General features: G+C 70.7%; 19 protein-coding genes. 8 read left to right on the top strand and 11 right to left on the bottom strand.

From position 1 onward, the window contains the following. Positions 1-326 precede the first annotated feature (326 nt). The 4 genes from ABZU76_RS19755 to ABZU76_RS19740 all read right to left on the bottom strand — a co-directional run bounded on the left by ABZU76_RS19755 (position 327) and on the right by ABZU76_RS19740 (position 4,087). On the bottom strand, positions 327-848 hold the full coding sequence (locus tag ABZU76_RS19755) for a general stress protein (protein ID WP_220247373.1): 522 nt from the start codon (positions 846-848) through the stop codon (positions 327-329). A gap of 96 nt (positions 849-944) precedes the next feature. Next, a complete protein-coding gene (locus tag ABZU76_RS19750) occupies positions 945-1,829 on the bottom strand; it encodes an alpha/beta hydrolase (protein ID WP_354871378.1) in 885 nt (294 codons plus the stop codon). A gap of 66 nt (positions 1,830-1,895) precedes the next feature. Continuing rightward, entirely contained in the window at positions 1,896-2,831 is a 936-nt protein-coding gene (locus tag ABZU76_RS19745) for a sigma-70 family RNA polymerase sigma factor (protein WP_354871375.1), read from the bottom strand. A 59-nt stretch (positions 2,832-2,890) separates the two neighbouring features. After that, the gene (locus ABZU76_RS19740) at positions 2,891-4,087 is read right to left on the bottom strand and encodes an acyl-CoA dehydrogenase family protein (RefSeq protein WP_354871372.1); all 1,197 of its coding nucleotides are present in this window, start codon (positions 4,085-4,087) and stop codon (positions 2,891-2,893) included. Positions 4,088-4,326: 239 nt separating this feature from the next. Here ABZU76_RS19740 and ABZU76_RS19735 point away from each other — a divergent pair, with 239 nt between their 5' ends. Together ABZU76_RS19735 and ABZU76_RS19730 are read left to right on the top strand one after the other, a co-directional pair. Beyond that, on the top strand, positions 4,327-4,635 hold the full coding sequence (locus ABZU76_RS19735; RefSeq protein ID WP_220246425.1) for a DUF4190 domain-containing protein: 309 nt from the start codon (positions 4,327-4,329) through the stop codon (positions 4,633-4,635). A 43-nt stretch (positions 4,636-4,678) separates the two neighbouring features. Beyond that, positions 4,679-5,479 (top strand): DUF4190 domain-containing protein, encoded by an 801-nt coding sequence (locus ABZU76_RS19730; RefSeq protein WP_354871368.1) that lies wholly within the window; start codon positions 4,679-4,681, stop codon positions 5,477-5,479. A 48-nt stretch (positions 5,480-5,527) separates the two neighbouring features. Here the strand turns inward: ABZU76_RS19730 and ABZU76_RS19725 are convergent, their stop codons facing one another. Beyond that, on the bottom strand, positions 5,528-6,403 hold the full coding sequence (locus ABZU76_RS19725; RefSeq protein WP_354871366.1) for a slipin family protein: 876 nt from the start codon (positions 6,401-6,403) through the stop codon (positions 5,528-5,530). Between the two features lie 74 nt (positions 6,404-6,477). Here ABZU76_RS19725 and ABZU76_RS19720 point away from each other — a divergent pair, with 74 nt between their 5' ends. The 4 genes from ABZU76_RS19720 (at position 6,478) to ABZU76_RS19705 (ending at position 10,472) form a co-directional block, all read left to right on the top strand. Next, entirely contained in the window at positions 6,478-7,398 is a 921-nt protein-coding gene (locus ABZU76_RS19720; protein ID WP_354871363.1) for an aminoglycoside phosphotransferase family protein, read from the top strand. A gap of 72 nt (positions 7,399-7,470) precedes the next feature. Then, complete coding sequence (locus ABZU76_RS19715; protein ID WP_354871361.1) at positions 7,471-8,799, top strand: CBS domain-containing protein; 1,329 nt, start codon at positions 7,471-7,473, stop codon at positions 8,797-8,799. Next, positions 8,792-9,316 carry a DUF1003 domain-containing protein gene (locus tag ABZU76_RS19710; protein ID WP_354871358.1) on the top strand — a complete coding sequence of 175 codons (525 nt, stop codon included), beginning with the start codon at positions 8,792-8,794 and terminating at the stop codon, positions 9,314-9,316. The genes ABZU76_RS19715 and ABZU76_RS19710 overlap by 8 nt, the downstream gene beginning before the upstream one ends. Positions 9,317-9,326: 10 nt before the next feature. Further along, positions 9,327-10,472 (top strand): P-loop NTPase, encoded by a 1,146-nt coding sequence (locus ABZU76_RS19705; protein WP_220246419.1) that lies wholly within the window; start codon positions 9,327-9,329, stop codon positions 10,470-10,472. 15 nt (positions 10,473-10,487) lie between these two features. Here the strand turns inward: ABZU76_RS19705 and ABZU76_RS19700 are convergent, their stop codons facing one another. The 5 genes from ABZU76_RS19700 to sigE all read right to left on the bottom strand — a co-directional run bounded on the left by ABZU76_RS19700 (position 10,488) and on the right by sigE (position 14,871). Beyond that, positions 10,488-10,988, bottom strand: coding sequence for a hypothetical protein (locus tag ABZU76_RS19700; protein WP_354871356.1), 501 nt, complete (start codon positions 10,986-10,988; stop codon positions 10,488-10,490). Between the two features lie 221 nt (positions 10,989-11,209). After that, positions 11,210-11,635 carry a Sec-independent protein translocase protein TatB gene (tatB, locus tag ABZU76_RS19695; RefSeq protein ID WP_354871354.1) on the bottom strand — a complete coding sequence of 142 codons (426 nt, stop codon included), beginning with the start codon at positions 11,633-11,635 and terminating at the stop codon, positions 11,210-11,212. 103 nt (positions 11,636-11,738) lie between these two features. Continuing rightward, positions 11,739-13,262, bottom strand: a complete 1,524-nt coding sequence (locus ABZU76_RS19690; RefSeq protein WP_354871351.1) for a trypsin-like peptidase domain-containing protein — start codon at positions 13,260-13,262, stop codon at positions 11,739-11,741. 314 nt (positions 13,263-13,576) lie between these two features. Continuing rightward, positions 13,577-14,260 carry a zf-HC2 domain-containing protein gene (locus ABZU76_RS19685; RefSeq protein ID WP_354871348.1) on the bottom strand — a complete coding sequence of 228 codons (684 nt, stop codon included), beginning with the start codon at positions 14,258-14,260 and terminating at the stop codon, positions 13,577-13,579. Continuing rightward, positions 14,257-14,871, bottom strand: coding sequence for an RNA polymerase sigma factor SigE (gene sigE, locus ABZU76_RS19680; protein ID WP_354871346.1), 615 nt, complete (start codon positions 14,869-14,871; stop codon positions 14,257-14,259). The genes ABZU76_RS19685 and sigE overlap by 4 nt, the downstream gene beginning before the upstream one ends. Positions 14,872-15,061: 190 nt before the next feature. Here sigE and ABZU76_RS19675 point away from each other — a divergent pair, with 190 nt between their 5' ends. After that, positions 15,062-15,715, top strand: coding sequence for an O-methyltransferase (locus tag ABZU76_RS19675; protein WP_220246413.1), 654 nt, complete (start codon positions 15,062-15,064; stop codon positions 15,713-15,715). Positions 15,716-15,719: 4 nt separating this feature from the next. On the opposite strand, the gene ABZU76_RS19670 is transcribed toward ABZU76_RS19675, so the two are convergent. Next, the gene (locus tag ABZU76_RS19670; protein WP_354871344.1) at positions 15,720-16,916 is read right to left on the bottom strand and encodes an MFS transporter; all 1,197 of its coding nucleotides are present in this window, start codon (positions 16,914-16,916) and stop codon (positions 15,720-15,722) included. A gap of 64 nt (positions 16,917-16,980) precedes the next feature. Between ABZU76_RS19670 and ABZU76_RS19665 the strand changes: the two genes are divergently transcribed. Beyond that, a complete protein-coding gene (locus ABZU76_RS19665; protein ID WP_354871342.1) occupies positions 16,981-17,877 on the top strand; it encodes a LysR family transcriptional regulator in 897 nt (298 codons plus the stop codon). Positions 17,878-18,111 lie beyond the last annotated feature (234 nt).

Genomic DNA, 18,111 nt, shown 5'->3' with positions numbered 1-18,111 from the left:
CGCGATGAGGCGAGTCGCGCCAGCACCCCGACGTGCCAGTGCTCGGCCGGTCGCGCTGGAGGACGCGGCCGCCCGACTGGTGTCGGACAACCTATGCCCGGCGATCACACCCCGCAAGCAGTATCCGTAACGATTCAGGCTTGCGCAGCGCGAAACGCCGGAATTACCGGGGTGAACTGTGGACCGGCACTGCTTCCATTCGGGTGACTCAGCACGAATTCGCCAACGGCACAACCCGAATTCGGCCTAGGACGCCCCTAATCCGCCCCCTGTTCTTCACTGCCCGGCACCACGGGATGCGGCGCCGGGCAGCGCGAAAACGGGTGTCAGGCGGTGGCGGGCGGCGGCTTCAACGCCAGCTTCGAGAGCAGTTCCCGCCCCTGTTCGGCCGAACGCGGCTGGCACAGCACGTCGTAACGGCCGGCCACCAATTGGCTCGCGGACGAGAAGTCACGGCGCCCACGGGACGCGCGGTAGCCGATGCCCGCGAACAACAGACCCGAAAGGACGCCGAGCACGAGCCCGGTGAGCAGTTGCAACGCGAAGCCCTGGTTCACGAACAGGCCCAGCATCAGCCCGGCGAACAAGCCGAACCACGCGCCCGACATCGCGCCCGCGCCCAGGACCCGGCCCCACGTGAGCCTGCCGATCACGCGCTCCACGAGCATCAGGTCCACCCCGACGATCGTCACGTCCGTGACCGCGAACTCGCTCTCCGCCAGGAAGTCCACCGCGCGCTGGGCTTCCCGGTAAGTACCGTACGACCCGATCGGCCAGCCGGTGGGCGGCGTCGGAAGCCGCGGCGGCCCGGCCGGCCGTCCACCACCAAAGGGACTGCTCACCATCATCACCTGCGTACTCGTCCGGTCCGAGGGGTCCATCTTGTCAAGAACCGGCGAACCGTGCGAACCGCGTACTGGTGAATGCCGTTCACCCAGGGTGCGTCAGTGGTCCAGGCCCTTGGCGAAACCGACCACCGCGTCGGCGAACAGCCCGGGCTCCTCCAGGTGGCCGAAGTGCCCGCTGTGCTCCAGGACCACGAGCCGCGAGCCCGGGATCCCGTCGTGCAGCTCGCGGCCCCAGCGCACCCCGCAGATCACGTCGTAGCGGCCGACGACCACGAGTGCCGGCACCCCGATCGTGTTCAGCACCGGGCGGTCGTCGAACAGCTCGGGGGTGCCGTCGGCGTCGCGGCCGGAGATGTACCCGCCACTCACCTGGTCCTGCAGCGCGCCGAACTCCGCGAAGCGGCCGCGGAAGTCGGCGAAGTACGCGGGCAGGATGCCGCGCACGGCCTTGGTCACGTCTTCGTCGGACGACAGCGAGCCGAGCGACTGGAACGCGGCGAGCACGTCGGGCAGACCGGCGTCTCCTTCGGATCGGGCCGCGTACTCCTCCAGCTGTCGCATCAGCTCCTCGCCGTGCTCCGCCCCGACGACGGGTGCGCTGTCGTAGAGCACGATCCCGGAGACGCGCTCGGGGTGCCTCAGCGCGAGGCGCTGGGCGACGAAACCGCCGTGGGAGTGGCCGAGGAAGAGGGTCTTCCCGAGCCCGAGGTGATCGAGCAAGGCGAGGACCGCGCGGACGTAGCGGTCGCGCGTGTAGCCGTCGGGGTGCGTGGCCAGCCGGCTCGAACCGCCGGTGCCGATAGGCTCCGGGTAGACGACGGTGAACTGCTCTTCCACGAGCGGCATCCGCAGGTACTCCCAGTCGATGCCGGGGCCGCCGGAGTGCGCGACGCACACCGGGCCGGAGCCGTGGACGTGGTAGCGCTGCACGAGGCCGTCGAGCTCGACGGTGTGGGTGCCGGGGGCGAGGTGGTCGGTCACGGGGTGCTCCGTCTCGTACGGGTGTCTGGACACCCGCACGATGCGCAGCGACGACCGTTGGTTCGATCAGTTCGCTGTGACGGCGGCCATAGGCGCGTGGTGGAGCCGCAGATCTGCGACGCGGCCGCCGTCCAGCCTCATCAGCCAGGCGACGCCGGGCGGGCAGTGCGTGGGGTTGTCGGGTGGGTTGAGCAGGTCCATCTCCCACACCACGACCTCGCGGCTCGCGACGATGTGCACCGGCCGCTGGCGCACGCCGGCGGCGAGGTCGCCCTCCATGCCGCGCAGCAGGAAGTCGTGGCCCACACCCCGGACGTCGCCCGCGGTGAGCACGACGTCCTCGGCCCACCGGTCGGCGAGCACCCGGGTGAACTCGCCGCGTTCGGCCGCGGCCAGGGTGTCCAGCGCGTCGAGCTTGCTGCCCGCGACGAGCGCGCCGGCGTCGTCGTGGGCCGAATCCGCGGTGGCGCGCAGGGCTTCGGCGAGCTTGGCGCGGCCCTGGTTCAGCCGGCTGCGCACGGTGCCGACGGGGATGCCGAGCGCCCGCGCGATCTGCTCGTACGACGTCACGCCGAGCGAGAAGTGCCGCAGCAGCATCACGAGCCGCACAGGCGGCGAGAGCTGTTCGACGGCGTGGGAGACCCAGTCGCGCAGCGCGTGGTCGTCGAGCAGCTGCTCGGGAGTGGCGAGCGTGGACGCGGTGAGGTCCCAGCCGTCGGCGACGGGAATGTCGAGTGTGGACCGAAGCCGCGCGCGGCAGGCGTTGCGCACCACCATCCGCAGCCACGCGCCGACCGCGGCCGGGTCGCGGACGTCGCCGATCCGGCGCAGCGCGACCACGGCCGCGTCCTGCACGGCGTCGTCGGCCTCGGCGGTGTAGCCGAGCAGCGCGATCGCGACGCCGCGCATGCCGGCTTCGTGGCGCGCGAGCAGCGCGCCGAGCGCCGTCACGTCACCGGACTGCGCGGCGCGCGTCAGCTCGGTGTCCGAAAGCTCGCTCACCACTCCAGCCTACGAGCGGTTTCGCACACTTCGGTGTGAACCCGGGTACTCGGAGCCGCTCAGGATTTCGACTTGTACTCGCGCAGCAGACCACGGCTGATGATGGTCTTCTGGATCTCGCTGGTGCCTTCGCCGATCAGCAGGAAGGGTGCTTCGCGCATGAGCCGCTCGATCTCGTACTCCTTGGAGTAGCCGTAGCCGCCGTGGATGCGGAACGCGTCCTGCGTGACCTCGGCGCAGTACTCCGACGCGAGCAGCTTCGCCATGCCGGCCCCGACGTCGTTGCGGACGCCGGAATCCTTGAGCCGCGCGGCGTTCACCATCATCAGGTGCGCGGCCTCGACCTTCGTCGCCATCTCCGCGAGCTTGAACGCGATCGCCTGGTGCTCGGCGATCGGCTTGCCGAACGTTTTGCGCTGCTGCGCGTACTCCACCGCCAGCTCGAACGCGCGGATCGCGATGCCGCACGCCCGCGCCGCCACGTTCACGCGGCCGACCTCGACACCGTCCATCATGTACGCGAAGCCCTCGCCGGGCGCGCCGCCGAGCACCTGGTCGGCGCCGACGCGGAAGCCGTCGAACACCGCCTCCGTGGTGTCGACGCCCTTGTAACCCATCTTCTCGATCTTCCCCGGGATGGTGAGGCCCGGCAGCACCTCGCCGTAGCCCTCGGGCTTCTCGACGAGGAACGTCGTCAGGTTGTGGTGGGCCTTCGGCGCGCCCTCATCGGTTTTTGCCAGCAGCGCGATCAGGTTAGAGGTGCCGCCGTTGGTGAGCCACATCTTCGCGCCGTCGATCACGTAGTCGTCGCCGTCGCGACGTGCTCGGGTCTTGATCGCGGCGACGTCGGAACCCAGGTCCGGCTCCGACATCGAGAACGCGCCGCGCACCTCACCCGTGGCCATCCTCGGCAGGTAGTGCTGCTTCTGCTCTTCGGTGCCGTGGCGGGAAATCATGTGCGCGACGATGAAGTGCGTGTTGATGACGCCCGAGACGCTCATCCAGCCGCGCGCGATCTCCTCCACCACGAGCGCGTAGGTGAGCAGCGACTCGCCGAGGCCGCCGTACTCCTCGGGGATGGTGAGGCCGAACAGGCCCAGCGCCTTCATGCCCTCGACGATCTCCGCCGGGTAGGCGTCCGCGTGCTCCAGCTCCTGCGCGTGCGGGATGACCTCCTTGTCCACGAACGAACGCACGGTCGCGAGGATCTCGGACTGCACGTCGGTCAGGCCGGCGGTCTGGGCGAGGCGGGCCATCACGGGCTCCTTCCGCGGGGTTACCGCGGAGTATGGACGGCCGGGCGGGTAGGCGCCTATGAGGGTGCTCACGCCGTGACCGCGTTTGCCCCGGTACTGTGTCGATCGTTACCAATCCGGCCACAGTCACGGCCGAATGGCTTCGCGGCAACAGGTTACGTGCCGCGCGGGGGTCGGCCTACTTTTGGCCGAATTAGTAAAGTGCGGTTCCGGGCAACCTGTGGCCGGGAAGGAGCGTGATGAACGAAAGCTACGAACACCCGTCGTTCGAGCACCAGCCGTACCCGCCGCAGGGCCCGCCGCCCGGCGCGGGTCTGGCGATCGGGTCGCTGGTGTGCTCGATAGCGGGCTTCATCGTGTGCGCGCCCGCCGCGATCGCCGGGATCGTGATGGGACACATCGCCTACTACCGCTCGCGCCACGGGCGGGCGACCGGCGGCGCGCTGGCGATCGCCGGCTTCGTGATCGGTTACCTGGCGCTGGCCGTGTGGGGGATCATGATCCCGCTCGTGCTGCACGAGCTCGACAAGTACGGCGCCTTCGGCTGAGAAGGCTCGCGGTGGGCGACCACCAGAACCGAGGGGGAACCCGATGACCAACCCGTCCGAGCCGCAGGACCGGCCGAACGAGCCCACGGCGTACGAGCCGCCGGCGACCGCCGACCACGGCTCGTACGACCCGCCGGCCACCGCGGACCCGGCCCCGTACGACCCGCCGTCGGGCGACGCGACGGCGTTCAGCTCGCCCGACAGCGTCAGCTCGGCGAGCGACCAGCCGACGACCTTCGCAGCGCCGGACAGCACCGGGTCCTCGTTCGCCGCGCCGGGTTCGACCGAGACCCCGTCGCCGTACGCCGCGCCGGGGAGCACGACCGGTGAGCAGCCGTCTCCCTACGCCGCGCCCGGCAGCCAGCCCTCCGGCGGCTTCGCGGTGCCCGGCCAGCCCGAGCCCGCCGCGTACCCCGGCGTGCAGCCGGCCGGTGCGTACGCGGCTCCGGCCTACCCCGGCCAGCCGTACCCGGGCCCGACCGCCTCGTACCCGGGCGCTCCCGCTGCTCCCGGTGTTCCCGGCATGCCGGCCGCCGCGCCGTACTCGCCGTACGGCCCGCCGCAGCCCTACGGTCAGCCGTACTCGCCGTACGGCCAGCAGCAGTCCAACGGCCTCGCCATCGGCGCGCTCGTGTGCTCACTGCTGGGCCTGATCACGTGCCTGATCGCGATCCCCGGCATCGTCATGGGCCACATCGCGCTCGCCAAGGCCAACCGCGGCGAGGCCGGCGGACGCGGCATGGCGCTGTCGGCCGTGGTGATCGGCTACGTGATCGTGGCGCTGTACGTGGGCTTCTTCGTCACCATCGTGATCCTCGGAACCAACGGGTACCTGGACAACTGACCGGAAAGCACACTCGTGCGGCCCGTCGACCAAGGCGGGCCGCGCGCGTCACTCGGTCAGCGCGTCGCCTTCGTGGCGCGGCTGTGGCGGGCCCACGAACCCGTTGGTCTCGGACTTGTCGAGCGCGGCAGGCTCCGACGAAACCGCCTCCTCGGGCGCCGATTTCCTGGCATTCGGCGTGTTCGCGTCGAGGAACCGCAGCAGCTCCACGGGGAACGGCAGCACGAGCGTCGAGTTCTTCTCCGCCGAAACCTGCACCACCGTCTCGAGCAGGCGCAGCTGCAACGCACCCGGGTGGTCGCTCATCGCCGCCGCGGCCTGCGCGAGCTTCTCCGACGCCTGCAGCTCACCATCGGCCGAGATCACGCGGGCGCGGCGCTCGCGTTCCGCCTCGGCCTGGCGGGACATCGAGCGCTTCATCGACTCCGGCAGGGCCACATCCTTGATCTCGACGCGGTCGATGTGGATGCCCCAGTCGATCGCGGGGCTGTCGATCATGATCTCGAGGCCCTGGTTGAGCCGTTCCCGGTTCGACAGCAGGTCGTCGAGGTCGCTCTTGCCGATGATGGACCGCAGCGACGTCTGGGCCACCTGGCCGACGGCCGCGCGGTAGTCCTGCACGTTGACCGCGGCCAGCACCGGGTCGACCACGTTGAAGTACACGACGGCGTCGACCCGGACCGTCACGTTGTCGCGCGTGATGCCGTCCTGGCCCGGCACCGGCATGGTGACGATCTGCATGTTCACTTTGTGCATGCGGTCCGCAACCGGTACCAGCAGCGTCAGGCCCGGCCCGCGCACCTCCGGGCGCACCCGCCCGAAGCGGAACACCAGGCCACGTTCGAACTGCTTCACCACGCGCACACCGGAGGCGAGCCAGACTCCGCCCACGACGACCACCGCGCTGAGAATTTCAACGATCATGGCAGCTCCCCGGGATCGCAGAACCCCTGGATTTTCACTGTACGCGCGGAATCGGCCCAAAGAAATGACTCGACGTGACCGGCACGATTAAGGACGTGCCCCGACTCGTGATCCCGCCGTCGTTCGCTGCTCGCGCACCCCGGGTCCTCGGACCGGATTGTCTGCCGTGGCTCGCGTCGTTGCCCGACCTCGCCGACCGCTTCGCCCGCGAATGGGGCCTGGAGTTCGTAGGCGAGGCGATGCACGGGTTCGTCGGCGTCGTGCAGCCCGCGCGCCGGGCCGACGGCACGCCCGCCGTGCTCAAACTCGGCTGGCCGCACGAGGAATCCCGCGACGAGCCGCTCGCACTGTCCACATGGGCCGGCCGGGGCGCCGTGCTGTTGCTGGAGGCCGCGCCGGACGAATGCGTGCTGCTGCTGGAACGCCTGGACCACACACGCACGCTGCACACCGAGCCGGTGCTCGAAGCCGTGGAAATCATGAGCGAGCTCGCCCGCCGGCTGGCCGTGCCGGCGCCACCCGCGTTGTCGCGGACGTTGAGCAGCGAAGCCCAACGTCTCCTGGAGGTGCTGCCGAAGAGCTGGCACGACCTCGGCGGCCCGTTCCCCCGCCGGGAGCTCGACGCGGCCCTCGAGGTGTGCCGCGACCTCGGCCCCGCCGCGGGCGCGCTGCTCGTGAACGAGGACCTGCACTACGAGAACGTGCTGGCCGCCCGGCGTGAACCGTGGCTCGTGATCGACCCCAAACCGATCGCCGGTGACCTCGAGTACGGCGTGTTCTCCTTGCTGTGGAACCGGTTCGGCGAATCCACAGTGGACGACAAACTGCGAGCCACCGGACTCGACCCCGCCCGCGCCCGCGCGTGGACGCTCGTGCGCGCGGTGCAGAACCGGCTCTGGTTCGAGTCGGATCTGCGCGCCTTCACCGATCTCGGCGACGAGCAGCCGTTCTACGCGGTTCTTCCCGCTTTGAGCGCCTGGGCCTGCAAGTCCTAGCTGAGAGGACGCTGGCAAGACACGGTTGGGCGACGCGGGCGCAGGGGCCGCCTTGCGGATAGTGTCTGCCCCATGGCTGCCGTGAACAGGGTTTTTGTGGCTCGACTGGCGGGTCTGCCGGTGTTCGGGCCCGACGGCGAGTCGATCGGCAAGGTCCGCGACGTCGTCGCGGGCCTGCGACTCGACCAGCAGCCGCCCCGCATCCTCGGCCTCGTGGTCGAGCTCGCGACGCGGCGGCGCGTTTTCGTGCCGATGCTGCGCGTCACGACGATCGAGCCGACGGCTGTGACGCTGGCCACCGGTTCGGTGAACATGCGGCACTTCACCCAGCGCCCCAACGAGGTCCTCGTCTGCGGGCAGCTGCTCGACGCGCACGCGTCGCTCGCCGGCACGGAGACGCGCGTGACGGTGGTCGACGCCGCGATGGAACCCACCCGCACCCGCGACTGGGTGCTCGCGAAGCTCGCCATCCGCGAACGCCAGACCCGGCTCGGGATCGCCCGCCGCCGCACCGCCATGCACGTGCTGACGTGGAACGAGGTCGCCGGGCTCGGCCTCACCGACCTCACCGCACAGCCGCAAGGCGCCGGGCAGCTGCTGATGCTGTTCGACACCATGCGGGCCGTCGACATCGCCGCGACCGTGCGCGACCTGCCGCTCAAACGCCGCCACGAGGTGGCCGACGCGATGGACGACGAACGCCTCGCCGACGTGCTCGAAGAGCTGCCCGACGACGACCAGAAGGAGCTGCTGGCCTACCTCTCGGAGGAGCGCGCGGCCGACATCCTCGAGGCGATGAGCCCGGACGACGCGGCCGACCTGCTGGCCGAGCTGGCGCCCGCCGACCAGAGCCGGCTGCTGGCGCTGATGGAGCCCGAGGAGTCGGCGCCGGTCAAGCGGCTGCTGGCCTACTCGTCCGACACCGCCGGCGGTCTGATGACCCCGGAACCGGTGGTGCTCACGCCCGACGCGACCGTGGCCGAGGCGCTCGCGCACATCCGCAACGCCGACCTGCCCGCCGCGCTGGCCAGCATGGTGTTCGTGTGCCGCCCGCCGACGGCGACGCCGACCGGCCGGTTCGTGGGCGTGGTGCACTTCCAGCGCCTGCTGCGCGAGCCGCCCGCGGAACTCGTGGCGAGCGCCGTGGACACCGACCTCACGGCGCTGCGGCCCGAGGCCTCACTGGCCGAGGTCACGCGCTACTTCGCCGCATACAACCTCGCGTGCGGCCCCGTGGTCGACCCCGAGGAGCACCTGCTGGGCGCCGTCACCGTCGACGACGTGCTCGACCACCTGCTGCCCGACGACTGGCGCGAAACCGGCCTGCACGACGTCGCCGACGTGCCCGCCGAGGTCCACGACCAGGCCGAAGCCCACACCCAGGAGGCCGACCGTGCCTGACCTCTCCTCGGGCCGCCGGCTCGACCAGCCGCGCAGCCAGGCACGGTTCCGGCTCAACATCGACCCGGACACCTTCGGCCGCTTCACCGAGCGCATCGCGCGGTTCCTCGGCACCGGTAAGTACCTGTTCTGGCAGACGCTCATCGTCATCATCTGGATCGTGCTGAACCTGGTCGCGGTGTCGCTGCGCTGGGACCCGTACCCGTTCATCCTGCTCAACCTGGCCTTCTCCACGCAGGCCGCGTACGCCGCGCCACTCATCCTGCTGGCGCAGAACCGGCAGGACGACCGCGACCGCGTCTCGCTGGAAGAGGACCGCACGCGCGCCGCGCAGACGAAGGCCGACACCGAGTATCTGGCGCGTGAGCTGGCGGCGCTGCGGCTCGCCGTCGGCGAGGTCGCCACCCGCGACTACCTGCGCGGCGAGCTCGACCGGCTGCGTGACGACCTCGCGGTACGACCGAAATCACGCAAGCCGAAGCAGGCGGCGAAATCGGACGTGCCGACCGGTACGTAACATGGGTCTGGTGACGAGTACACAGCAGCTCCCCAGCGTCGAAGACGTCCGCACCGCGCTGAAGGACGTGTACGACCCCGAAATCAAAAAGCCGATCACCGACCTCGGCATGGTCAAGGACGTCGTGGTCGGCGAAGACGGCGTGGTCGCCGTCGGCATCTACCTCACCGTGGCGGGCTGCCCGCTCAAAGCGACGCTGACCGAGGACACCACCAAGGCCGTCAAGAAGCTCCCCGGCGTCGCCGACGTGCGGGTCGAGCTCGACGTGATGAGCGACGAGCAGCGCACGGAGCTGCGCAAGTCGCTGCGTGGCGACTCCGCCGAGCCGGTGATCCCGTTCGCGCAGCCGGGTTCGATGACCCGCGTTTACTGCGTGGCTTCGGGCAAGGGCGGGGTCGGCAAGTCTTCGGTCACCGTGAACCTGGCCGTCGCGATGGCCGAGCGCGGCCTGTCCGTCGGTGTCGTCGACGCGGACATCTACGGCCACTCGATCCCCCGCATGCTGGGCGCGCGCGAGAAGCCGACCAAGGTCGAGACGATGATCATGCCGCCGCAGTCGCACGGCGTGAAGGTGATCTCGATCGGCATGTTCACGCCGGGCAACGCGCCGGTGGTGTGGCGCGGCCCGATGCTGCACCGCGCGCTGCAGCAGTTCCTCGCCGACGTGTTCTGGGGCGACCTCGACATCCTGCTGCTGGACCTGCCGCCGGGCACCGGCGACATCGCGATCTCCGTGGCGCAGCTGATCCCCAACGCGGAGATCCTCGTGGTCACCACGCCGCAGCAGGCCGCCGCCGAGGTGGCCGAGCGCGCGGGCGCGATCGCGATGCAGACGCGTCAGCGCGTGGCCGGCGTGATCGAGAACATGTCGTGGCTGGAGACGCCTTCGGGCGAGCGTATGGAGATCTTCGGCTCCGGCGGCGGCCAGGCCGTGGCCGACTCGCTGTCGAAGTCCGTGGGCTCGCAGGTGCCGCTGCTGGGCCAGGTGCCGCTCGACCCGCGCCTGCGTGAGCAGGGCGACGAGGGCACGCCGATCGTGCTGGCGGAGCCGGACGCGCCGGCGTCGCTGGTGCTCAAGGAAGCGGCGAAGAAGCTCACCGTCCGGGCCCGCGGCCTGGCGGGGATGATGCTGAACGTCAGCCCCGCCGGCCGCTGAGCGGTTTGTCGGCGCCTACGAGGCCCGGACCGTCGTCAGGAGCGTCTTGTCGGCGCCCAGCGTCACCGCGGTGGCGCCGGGCTGCGTGACAGCCCAGTCGACGTTCGCGGAGTCGCCGGGGCCGACGGCCGTGGCGGCTTCGGGGTGGCCGTCGACGTTCACGTCGACCTGCTGGTCCGAGGTGAGCACGACCCGGACGCGGTTGCCGACCTGCACGTCGACGGTGCCGGCGGGCGGGTTGATCTTGCCCTTGGCCCAATCGAGCGTGATGAGGACGTCGACGTTGGGCACGCCGGTCTGGGCGCCGCGCTTCACGTAGGTCTGGTCGCCGGCCGGCGCGTTCAGCGTGCTGCTCGGGGACGGCGAGGCGAACGGCCCGCCGGTCGTCGCGGGAGCGGGCACCGACGTGAAGGTGGCCGGTGGCATGGTGCTGGGCTCGTCGTCCGCGGTGCATCCGGCGGCCAGGACACCCGCTGCGGCGATGATTGCGGCGAGGACGCCCGCACGGCGTGACATGTCAGAGACCTCCAGGGTCGTTATGGGCGGTTTGCCCGAGGTTACCCAGGAAGTTCGTTTCGTCGTGCGAGAGGTCGGGTCACGTCGGGCCGGCCGCCACACCGGGCAACCCGCCACAGCCAACTCGCCCGTTCCGGCCGCCGCAAGTCGGCACTCGCCCGACGTCGCGAGGTCCGGCCGAGGTCACACCCTGACCGGTCGCTAAGGGACGGACCCGGCGCTCAGGTGGCGTCGGGGTCGACCGGGGGCCGCTCGCCCGGCTTGAGCGGTTCGGCCTGCGGCGTGGCGCTCTGCGGCTTCACGGCTTGGGAACCGTTGGAGCCGTTCGTCCCGTTCGAACCGTTCGTGGAGTTCAAGCTGGTGAGCCCCAACGGATCCGCGTCCCCGTCGAACAGGTGCTGGGTCACGACCCGCTTGGGGTCGAAGTTGCGCAGCCCGCGCAGGTCTTCCAGCGGCTTGCGGAGCTGGTCGAACTCCGGCCCCATCTCCTCGCGCAGCTGTGCGCGCGCACCGTTGGCGAACTCGCGGACCTTGCGCACGCTCTTCGCCATCCACGACGCGGCTTCCGGAAGGCGCTCCGGGCCGAGGATGAAGAGACCGGCGACGATGAGCACGAGGATCTCGCCCCATCCGACACTGTCGAACACCCGTGAACCTCCGCTCGGTGCTTCCCCGTTCAGAGTACCCGGGCCGCCCACTGTTCCGGCAGGCCCGAAGGACGAAGCGGGGCTTAAGACGATGTGACGTCGATCAGTCGGATCCGAGAGTCACGTCGACAACCAGCACCGCGCCGGCGCGCGCGAGCTGCACCGGCACGACCTCACCGACGTCGTGGTTGCGGACAGCCACGGTCAGCTCCGCGGAGTCGCGCACCAGGCGGTCGCCGATCTTCGTGATCACGTCGCCCTCCTTGATGCCGGCCGCGGCCGCGGGACCGTTGGGTTCCACGTTCTTCACCTGCGCGCCCATCGTGGACGAGCCGGCGACCGTGGAGGAGGCGTTGATGCCGATGTCCGCGTGGACGACCTTGCCGTCCTTGATCAGCGCCTTCGCGATCTTCATCGCGTAGTCGCTCGGGATGGCGAAGCCGATGCCGATGCTTCCCCCATCAGCACTCGACGAGCGGATCGACGAGTTGATGCCCACGAGCGCGCCGGTGGCGTCGACGAGCGCGCCACCGGAGTTGCCGTGGTTGATGGCGGCGTCGGTCTGGATGGCCTCGTAGGTCACGGGCGGCTCGCCGCTGTCGCCACCGGCCGTGATCGGCCGGTCGAGCGCGCTGACGATGCCCGACGTCACGGAGTTCTGCAGGGCCAGCGGCGAACCGACGGCGATCACGGCGTCGCCCACCTGCAGGTCGGACGACTTGCCGATCTGCATCACCACGGGGTTGGTCACGTTGACCTTCACCACGGCGAGGTCGGTCTTCTGGTCGGAGCCGACGATCTTGGCCTCGGTGCGCGTGCCGTCGTTGAAGATCGCGGTGATCTTCACGGTCGAGTCGGCGACGGCGGTGGTGACCACGTGCTCGTTGGTGAGGATGTAGCCCTGCGGGTCGATCATCACACCCGAGCCCTGCTCACCGGAGTCGGCACCGGGCTTGAAGACCTCGAGCGACACGACCGCGGGCGAGACGCGCTTCGCGATGTCGGCGATCGACCCCGGCGGGCGTTCCTTGGCCGCTTCGGCCTCGGAGATCGTGGCACTGCCGGTGAGCGCCGAACCCGTGTCGGCGATCCACCAGCCGACGAGCCCGCCGACCGCACCCACGAGCAGCGCGACCACACCGAGCAGTGCCAGGGCCTTCGGCTGCACGCGGCGGCCGAACAGCACCTCGGGCAGGCTCAGCAGCGCGCCGGGCGGGCGTTTGCGGGGCTTCTCTTCGTCTTCCGCGGGCATCGCCGGGCCGGCCAGCACGGCGCCGGCCGCGGGATCACGCCACGGGTCGCGCGTGTCCGTCCACAGGGGATCTTCGGGCGCGGGCTGCTCGCCGGTCGCCTCGCGCGGGCGCTCCAGCACCACGCCTTCGGCACCCGGCGGGCGGCGGAACGCCTCCGCGAGCGACTCCGGTGTGGGCGGGGCGAGGTCGAGGTTGCCCTTGCCGTTGGTGGCGGGTGTGTAGAGCTTGTCGAACGCGCCGTCGACACCGCGCGGCCGGCCGAACACCGCTTCCTGCGCCGGGTCCACGGCGGGGCGGTCGAGCGGCCGGGGTCCCAGCCGGTCGTCGCCCGCGGCAGGCGGCTGGGCGGAGTTCGCGTTCGGCTGCTCGGTCATCATTCCCCGGGGCTGAGATCAGGTGGCTGGGCGTGACGATACCCAAGCCTCGACGTCCGAGTCTGCCCAGACGACGGTGAAATGGCTGTTGGCCCGAGCCGCACCACACGATCTGCCTCGGGGGCCGGGGCCGTTCGTCGAGCCCGGACGGGTCAGTCGCGTGGCAGTCGGCGGCAGATGGGCGGCCGCGCGCGGACTCCGCGAGCTGGAGTGCGGGAGACCGCTCAGCAAACCGGTGCGGTGGCCGAAAACACCGGCCGCATGGGCTGTTGGCCCGCACCGCTACCTCCCCCTGGAGAAGCGGTGCGGGTGGCTCAGCGAGCCGGAACCGGGGTCAGCCGGTCGACGACCTGCGTGGCCGTCGGCAACGTCGGGGACGGGGGCGGCAGCGTCGGCTCGGAGCGGGGCACGGCCATCTGGGCGGGCAGCAGGTTCGCGTTGGGCTGCGGCACGCCGCCGGTGTCCGGGGCGCCTTCGCCGCTGTCGGCGGTCGTGCCGACCAGGGCCAGCGCACTCAGCACGAGCCCGGAGACGACGACGCCCGCGCCTTGTGCGGCGCGCTTACGGGTGAGGGTGAAACGGCCGCCGCCGAGCACGTGGGACGAGTGCCCGAGCGGCGTGGACGAGCCCAACGGGGCAGTACCTCCGAGGACCCCCGCGTCACGCAAGCCCGCGACCCGGTCCGGGCGCTGGATGGCGACGAGCTGACCGTCGGCCGTCATCGCCAGGTTGTCGGGAGTGCCGGGCAGCTCGGTGTGGTCCGGGATCGACCGCAGGCTCGCGAGGAACCCGGCCGACATCGACGGCTCGCCGGCGCGCTTCACGGCCGCGACGGCCTGCCGCTGGGCGGCGACCTCGGCAGCGCACCCCGGGCAACGGGCGATGTGGGCCGACGCGCGGTCCTGCGCGCCGAGCGACAGCTCGCCGTCGACCAGCGCGACCACGACATCCGGAAGCAGGTGCGACTCGGGGAGACCCCACCCTCGCGCAGCGGTCATACCGACACCCTCACAGACTCGTCCCGAAGCGCACGTCGGCGCTCCAGCGACGCACGCAGCGCCTGCCGGCCGCGGTGGATGCGGCTGCGGACGGTGCCGAGCTTGACACCCAGCGTAGCGCCGATCTCCTCGTACGAGAGGCCTTCGACGTCGCAGAGCACCACGGCGGCCCGGAACTCCGGGGGCAGCTCGTCGAGCGCCTCCTGCAAGTCGGGGTCGAGGTGCGTGTCGGTGTAGACCTGCTCGGGGCTCGGGTCGTCGCCGACGATGCGGTCGGTGTCGTCCGGCAGCCCCTCCATGCGCACGCGCGAGCGGCGGCGGGCCATGTCGAGGAACAGGTTCGTGGTGATGCGGTGGAGCCAGCCCTCGAACGTGCCCGGCTTGTACGACGCGAGCGAGCGGAAGACGCGGATGAACGTCTCCTGCGTGAGGTCCTCGGCGTCGTGGCTGTTACCGGTGAGGCGGTAGGCCAGGCGGTAGACGCGGTCGGCGTGTTCGCGCACGACCTCGTCCCAGGACGGGGGCGTCCAGGTGGCCTCGCCCGAGTCCACGGTCACCAGCTCGGGTTCCGACTTGTCAGCGGTCTGCATCAGGGGAGCAGGCACCTCCATCTGCGACTCTCCTCTTCTGCTCAGCCAACGCTGCTCTCGGGCACGGTGTTCCCGCACGGTCGAGATTGAGTTTGTCGGGTCTCCTTATGGTTCTAGTGAGACAGGACTGAGAGCAGGCTGAGAAGTTATTTCGGCGGGCTTACCAGGGAGCCTTCGCTGATTTATCGACAAGCAACGCTAACCTTCGCGCGTGAGTTCCGGGACGCATGCGGCCTCGGCGGCCGAGCCGGTCGGCGCCGAGTACGTCGACGGGTACCTTCCCGACGACGACGTACTGGCCGCGGCGCGGGCGCGCGCGGCCGACCTGGGCTGCGCCCCACTGGCCTCGGGGGCGGGCGCGACCTTGCGTTTCCTCGCCGCGACGCTCGGCGCGCGGGCCGTGGTGGAGGTCGGCACTGGGGTCGGGGTGAGCGGCCTGCACCTGCTGCGAGGGATGGCCCCCGACGGCGTGCTGACGTCGATCGACCTCGAGCCCGAGTACCAGCGCGCGGCGCGCAAGACGTTCCTCGAAGCCGGCATCCCGCCCGGCCGCACGCGGCTGATCGTCGGCCGCGCCCTCGACGTGCTCCCCCGGCTCACGCCCGGCGGCTACGACCTGGTGTTCATCGACGCGGCGCGCCTCGAGTTCCCCAACTACTACGAGAAGGGCGTCTCGCTGCTGCGCCGCGGCGGGATCATCGCCTTCCACAACGTGCTGGCCGGCGGCCGCGTCGCCGACCCATCGCGGCGGGACCCGGAGACACTCGCCCTGCGCGAGGTCGCGCGGGCGATGCGGGAGGACGAACGCCTGGTCCCGGCCCTGTTGCCGGTCGGCGGCGGGCTGCTGGTGGCGGCGGTCGGCTGAGGTTTTACGTGTGCGCCAGCTCGCGCGTGCGGACGTGGACCGTGGTGCCCACGCCGACGGCGGCCGCGGCCAGCGCGAGCCACACGGCCACGGCGGCGATGAGCCAGGCCCAGCCGGCTTCGCCGTAGATCACCGCGCCGACCCCGCCGCCGACGCTGCTGCCGAGGTAGTACATGAGCGTGTAGCAGCCGCCGGTCTGGCCGCGGGCGGTCTCGGGTGCCTCGGCGGCGACCCAGCTGTTGGCGATGGCGTGGGCGGCGAAGAACGAGCAGGTCAGCACCACAAAACCGACGGCGACCATCGCCACGGAGTCCGGGATGGTGAGCGCCGCGCCGACGGCCATGAGCAGCAGCGCGCCGATGATCGCGCGGCGGCGGCCGATCCTCGTCGCCAGCCGGTTGGCCGTCGCCGAGGAGACCGAGCCCAGCGCGTAGGCGAGGAAGACGAGTGACGCGATGGCCGGCGAGAGGTGCAGTTCGCCGGTGAGGCGGAAGCCGGCGGCGTTGTAGAGCGCGACGAACGAGCCCATGGCCAGCAGCGCGACGGCGTACTGGGCCAGGAGCACGGGTTTGCGCACGGCGTGGAGCAGGCCGATGCCGACGTCACGCAGGGATTGGCGGTCTTCCTGGTGCTGCCGGCCGCGTGGCAGCGCGACGACGGTGACGATCGCGCAGACCAGCGAGATGCCGGCCACGACGTACAGCGCACCGCGCCAGCCCAGCGGGCCCGCGGTGAAGCCCGTCGCGAGGCGGCCGGTCATGCCGCCGATGGAGTTGCCGGCGATCATCGCGCCCACCGCCGCCGCGACGCCGACCTTGCCGAGCCGCTCGACGAGGTACGCCGTGGCGACGCCGGGGAACCCCGCGATCGCCACGCCCTGGACAGCGCGCAGCACCAGCATCACCGAGTACGACGGCACGAGCGGCAGTAGCAGCCCCAGCACCGCCGAGATCACCACCGACGCGATGATCACCGATCGGCGCCCGACCACTTCGGACAGTGCCGCGATGGGCAGCACGGAGATCGCCAGCGCCCCCGTCGCCACGCTCACCGCCAGTGACGCGCCGCCGGGGTCGAGGTGGTACTGCTGCGCGAGCTGCGGCAGCACCGGCTGCGGCGCGTAGAGCAGCGCGAACGACGTGAACCCGGCAGCTGCGACGGCGACCTTGACCCGAACGGTGGTACTGGCTGTAGTGGTCACATCCGCCGAAAGTAAGGAGAGCTAAACAATACGTCCAATACGGTTGTGCGCGATAATCCATACCGTGACGCATGAAAGCCTGACTTCCCAGCTCGCGCCCCACCTACTGCTCCTCGCGACCCTGCGGAGCACGAGGAACGTCACACGCACGGCCGAGCTACTGGGTGTGCCGCAGCCCACGGTGAGCCGTCGGCTCGCGGCCCTCGCGGAGTCGTTGGGGGCGCCGCTGACGGTGCCCGATGGGCGCGGGATCCGGCTGACCCGGGCGGCGGAGCTGTTGGCGGAGGCTTCCGAGCGGGCGCTGGCTTCCGTCGACGCGGGCGCGCGGTCGGCTCGGGAGGAGATCGAGCCGGAGAGCGGGCGGGTGGTGCTCGGGTTCCTGCACCTGCTGGGGAGGTCGTTGGTGCCGTCGTTGCTGCGGGGGTACCGGGCGCAAGCGCCGAGGGCGCGGTTCACGTTGGTGCAGGGGTCGCGGCAGGAAATGGTGGACCGGCTTGCCGGTGGCGAACTGGATTTGGCGTTGCTGGCGCCGGTTCCGTCAGATGTGGTGTTCGAGACGGCGGTGTTGTCCACGCAGCCGATTTTGTTGTCGGTGCCGGCGGGGCATCGGTTGGCTGGGCGCAGTGGGGTGCGGATGGAGGAGCTCGCCGATGAGGAGTTCGTGTTGCTGGAGCCCGGGTACGGGTTGAGGCGGATCACGGACGAGTTGTGTGCGGCTGCGGGGTTTTCGCCGAGGATTGCGTTCGAGGGGCAGGAGTCGGACACCGTGCGGGGGTTGGTGGCGGCCGGGTTGGGGGTGGCGTTGTTGCCGCATTTCGAGCCTGGGGCGCCGGCTGGGGTAGCGGAGGTGCAGATCGAGCCGCCGGTGGGGAGGACGATCGGGCTGGCTTGGCGGAGAGGGGAGCCGGTTAGTCGGGCTGTGGGGGTTTTTCGGGAGTTTGTGTTGGGTGGGGTGGGGTGATTTTCGGGGCCTCGGTGTTCGGTTCTCGGTCCTCGCAGGGCGTGTTGCGTGGGGTGTGCGGGTTCGGGGCCTCGCGGGGCGTGTTGCGCTGGGCGTGCACCCCGAAGCTGGATTGTGTTGACGGCCGGTGAACCGTTGTCAAGGCGGGAAAGGCGGACACCCTTTTGTTTACGTACATGTGACCTGGGAGACCCTGGCCCAGCCGTCCCGATCCGTCCCAGCAGCGGGACACCT

The organism is Amycolatopsis sp. NPDC005232 (assembly GCF_040607795.1).
Taxonomy (GTDB): Bacteria; Actinomycetota; Actinomycetes; order Mycobacteriales; family Pseudonocardiaceae; genus Amycolatopsis.
Note: the sequence above shows the minus strand (reverse complement) of the source record. Positions and strands in the feature narration are given on the sequence as shown.

Coding starts and splice junctions, on each gene's coding strand:
- ABZU76_RS19755 (WP_220247373.1), bottom strand. CDS start 848: ATGATGGTGAGCAGTCCCTTTGGTGGTGGACGGCCGGCCGGGCCGCCG.
- ABZU76_RS19740 (WP_354871372.1), bottom strand. CDS start 4,087: ATGGCCCGCCTCGCCCAGACCGCCGGCCTGACCGACGTGCAGTCCGAG.
- ABZU76_RS19735 (WP_220246425.1), top strand. CDS start 4,327: ATGAACGAAAGCTACGAACACCCGTCGTTCGAGCACCAGCCGTACCCG.
- ABZU76_RS19730 (WP_354871368.1), top strand. CDS start 4,679: ATGACCAACCCGTCCGAGCCGCAGGACCGGCCGAACGAGCCCACGGCG.
- ABZU76_RS19725 (WP_354871366.1), bottom strand. CDS start 6,403: ATGATCGTTGAAATTCTCAGCGCGGTGGTCGTCGTGGGCGGAGTCTGG.
- ABZU76_RS19715 (WP_354871361.1), top strand. CDS start 7,471: ATGGCTGCCGTGAACAGGGTTTTTGTGGCTCGACTGGCGGGTCTGCCG.
- ABZU76_RS19700 (WP_354871356.1), bottom strand. CDS start 10,988: ATGTCACGCCGTGCGGGCGTCCTCGCCGCAATCATCGCCGCAGCGGGT.
- ABZU76_RS19690 (WP_354871351.1), bottom strand. CDS start 13,262: ATGACCGAGCAGCCGAACGCGAACTCCGCCCAGCCGCCTGCCGCGGGC.
- ABZU76_RS19685 (WP_354871348.1), bottom strand. CDS start 14,260: ATGACCGCTGCGCGAGGGTGGGGTCTCCCCGAGTCGCACCTGCTTCCG.
- sigE (WP_354871346.1), bottom strand. CDS start 14,871: ATGGAGGTGCCTGCTCCCCTGATGCAGACCGCTGACAAGTCGGAACCC.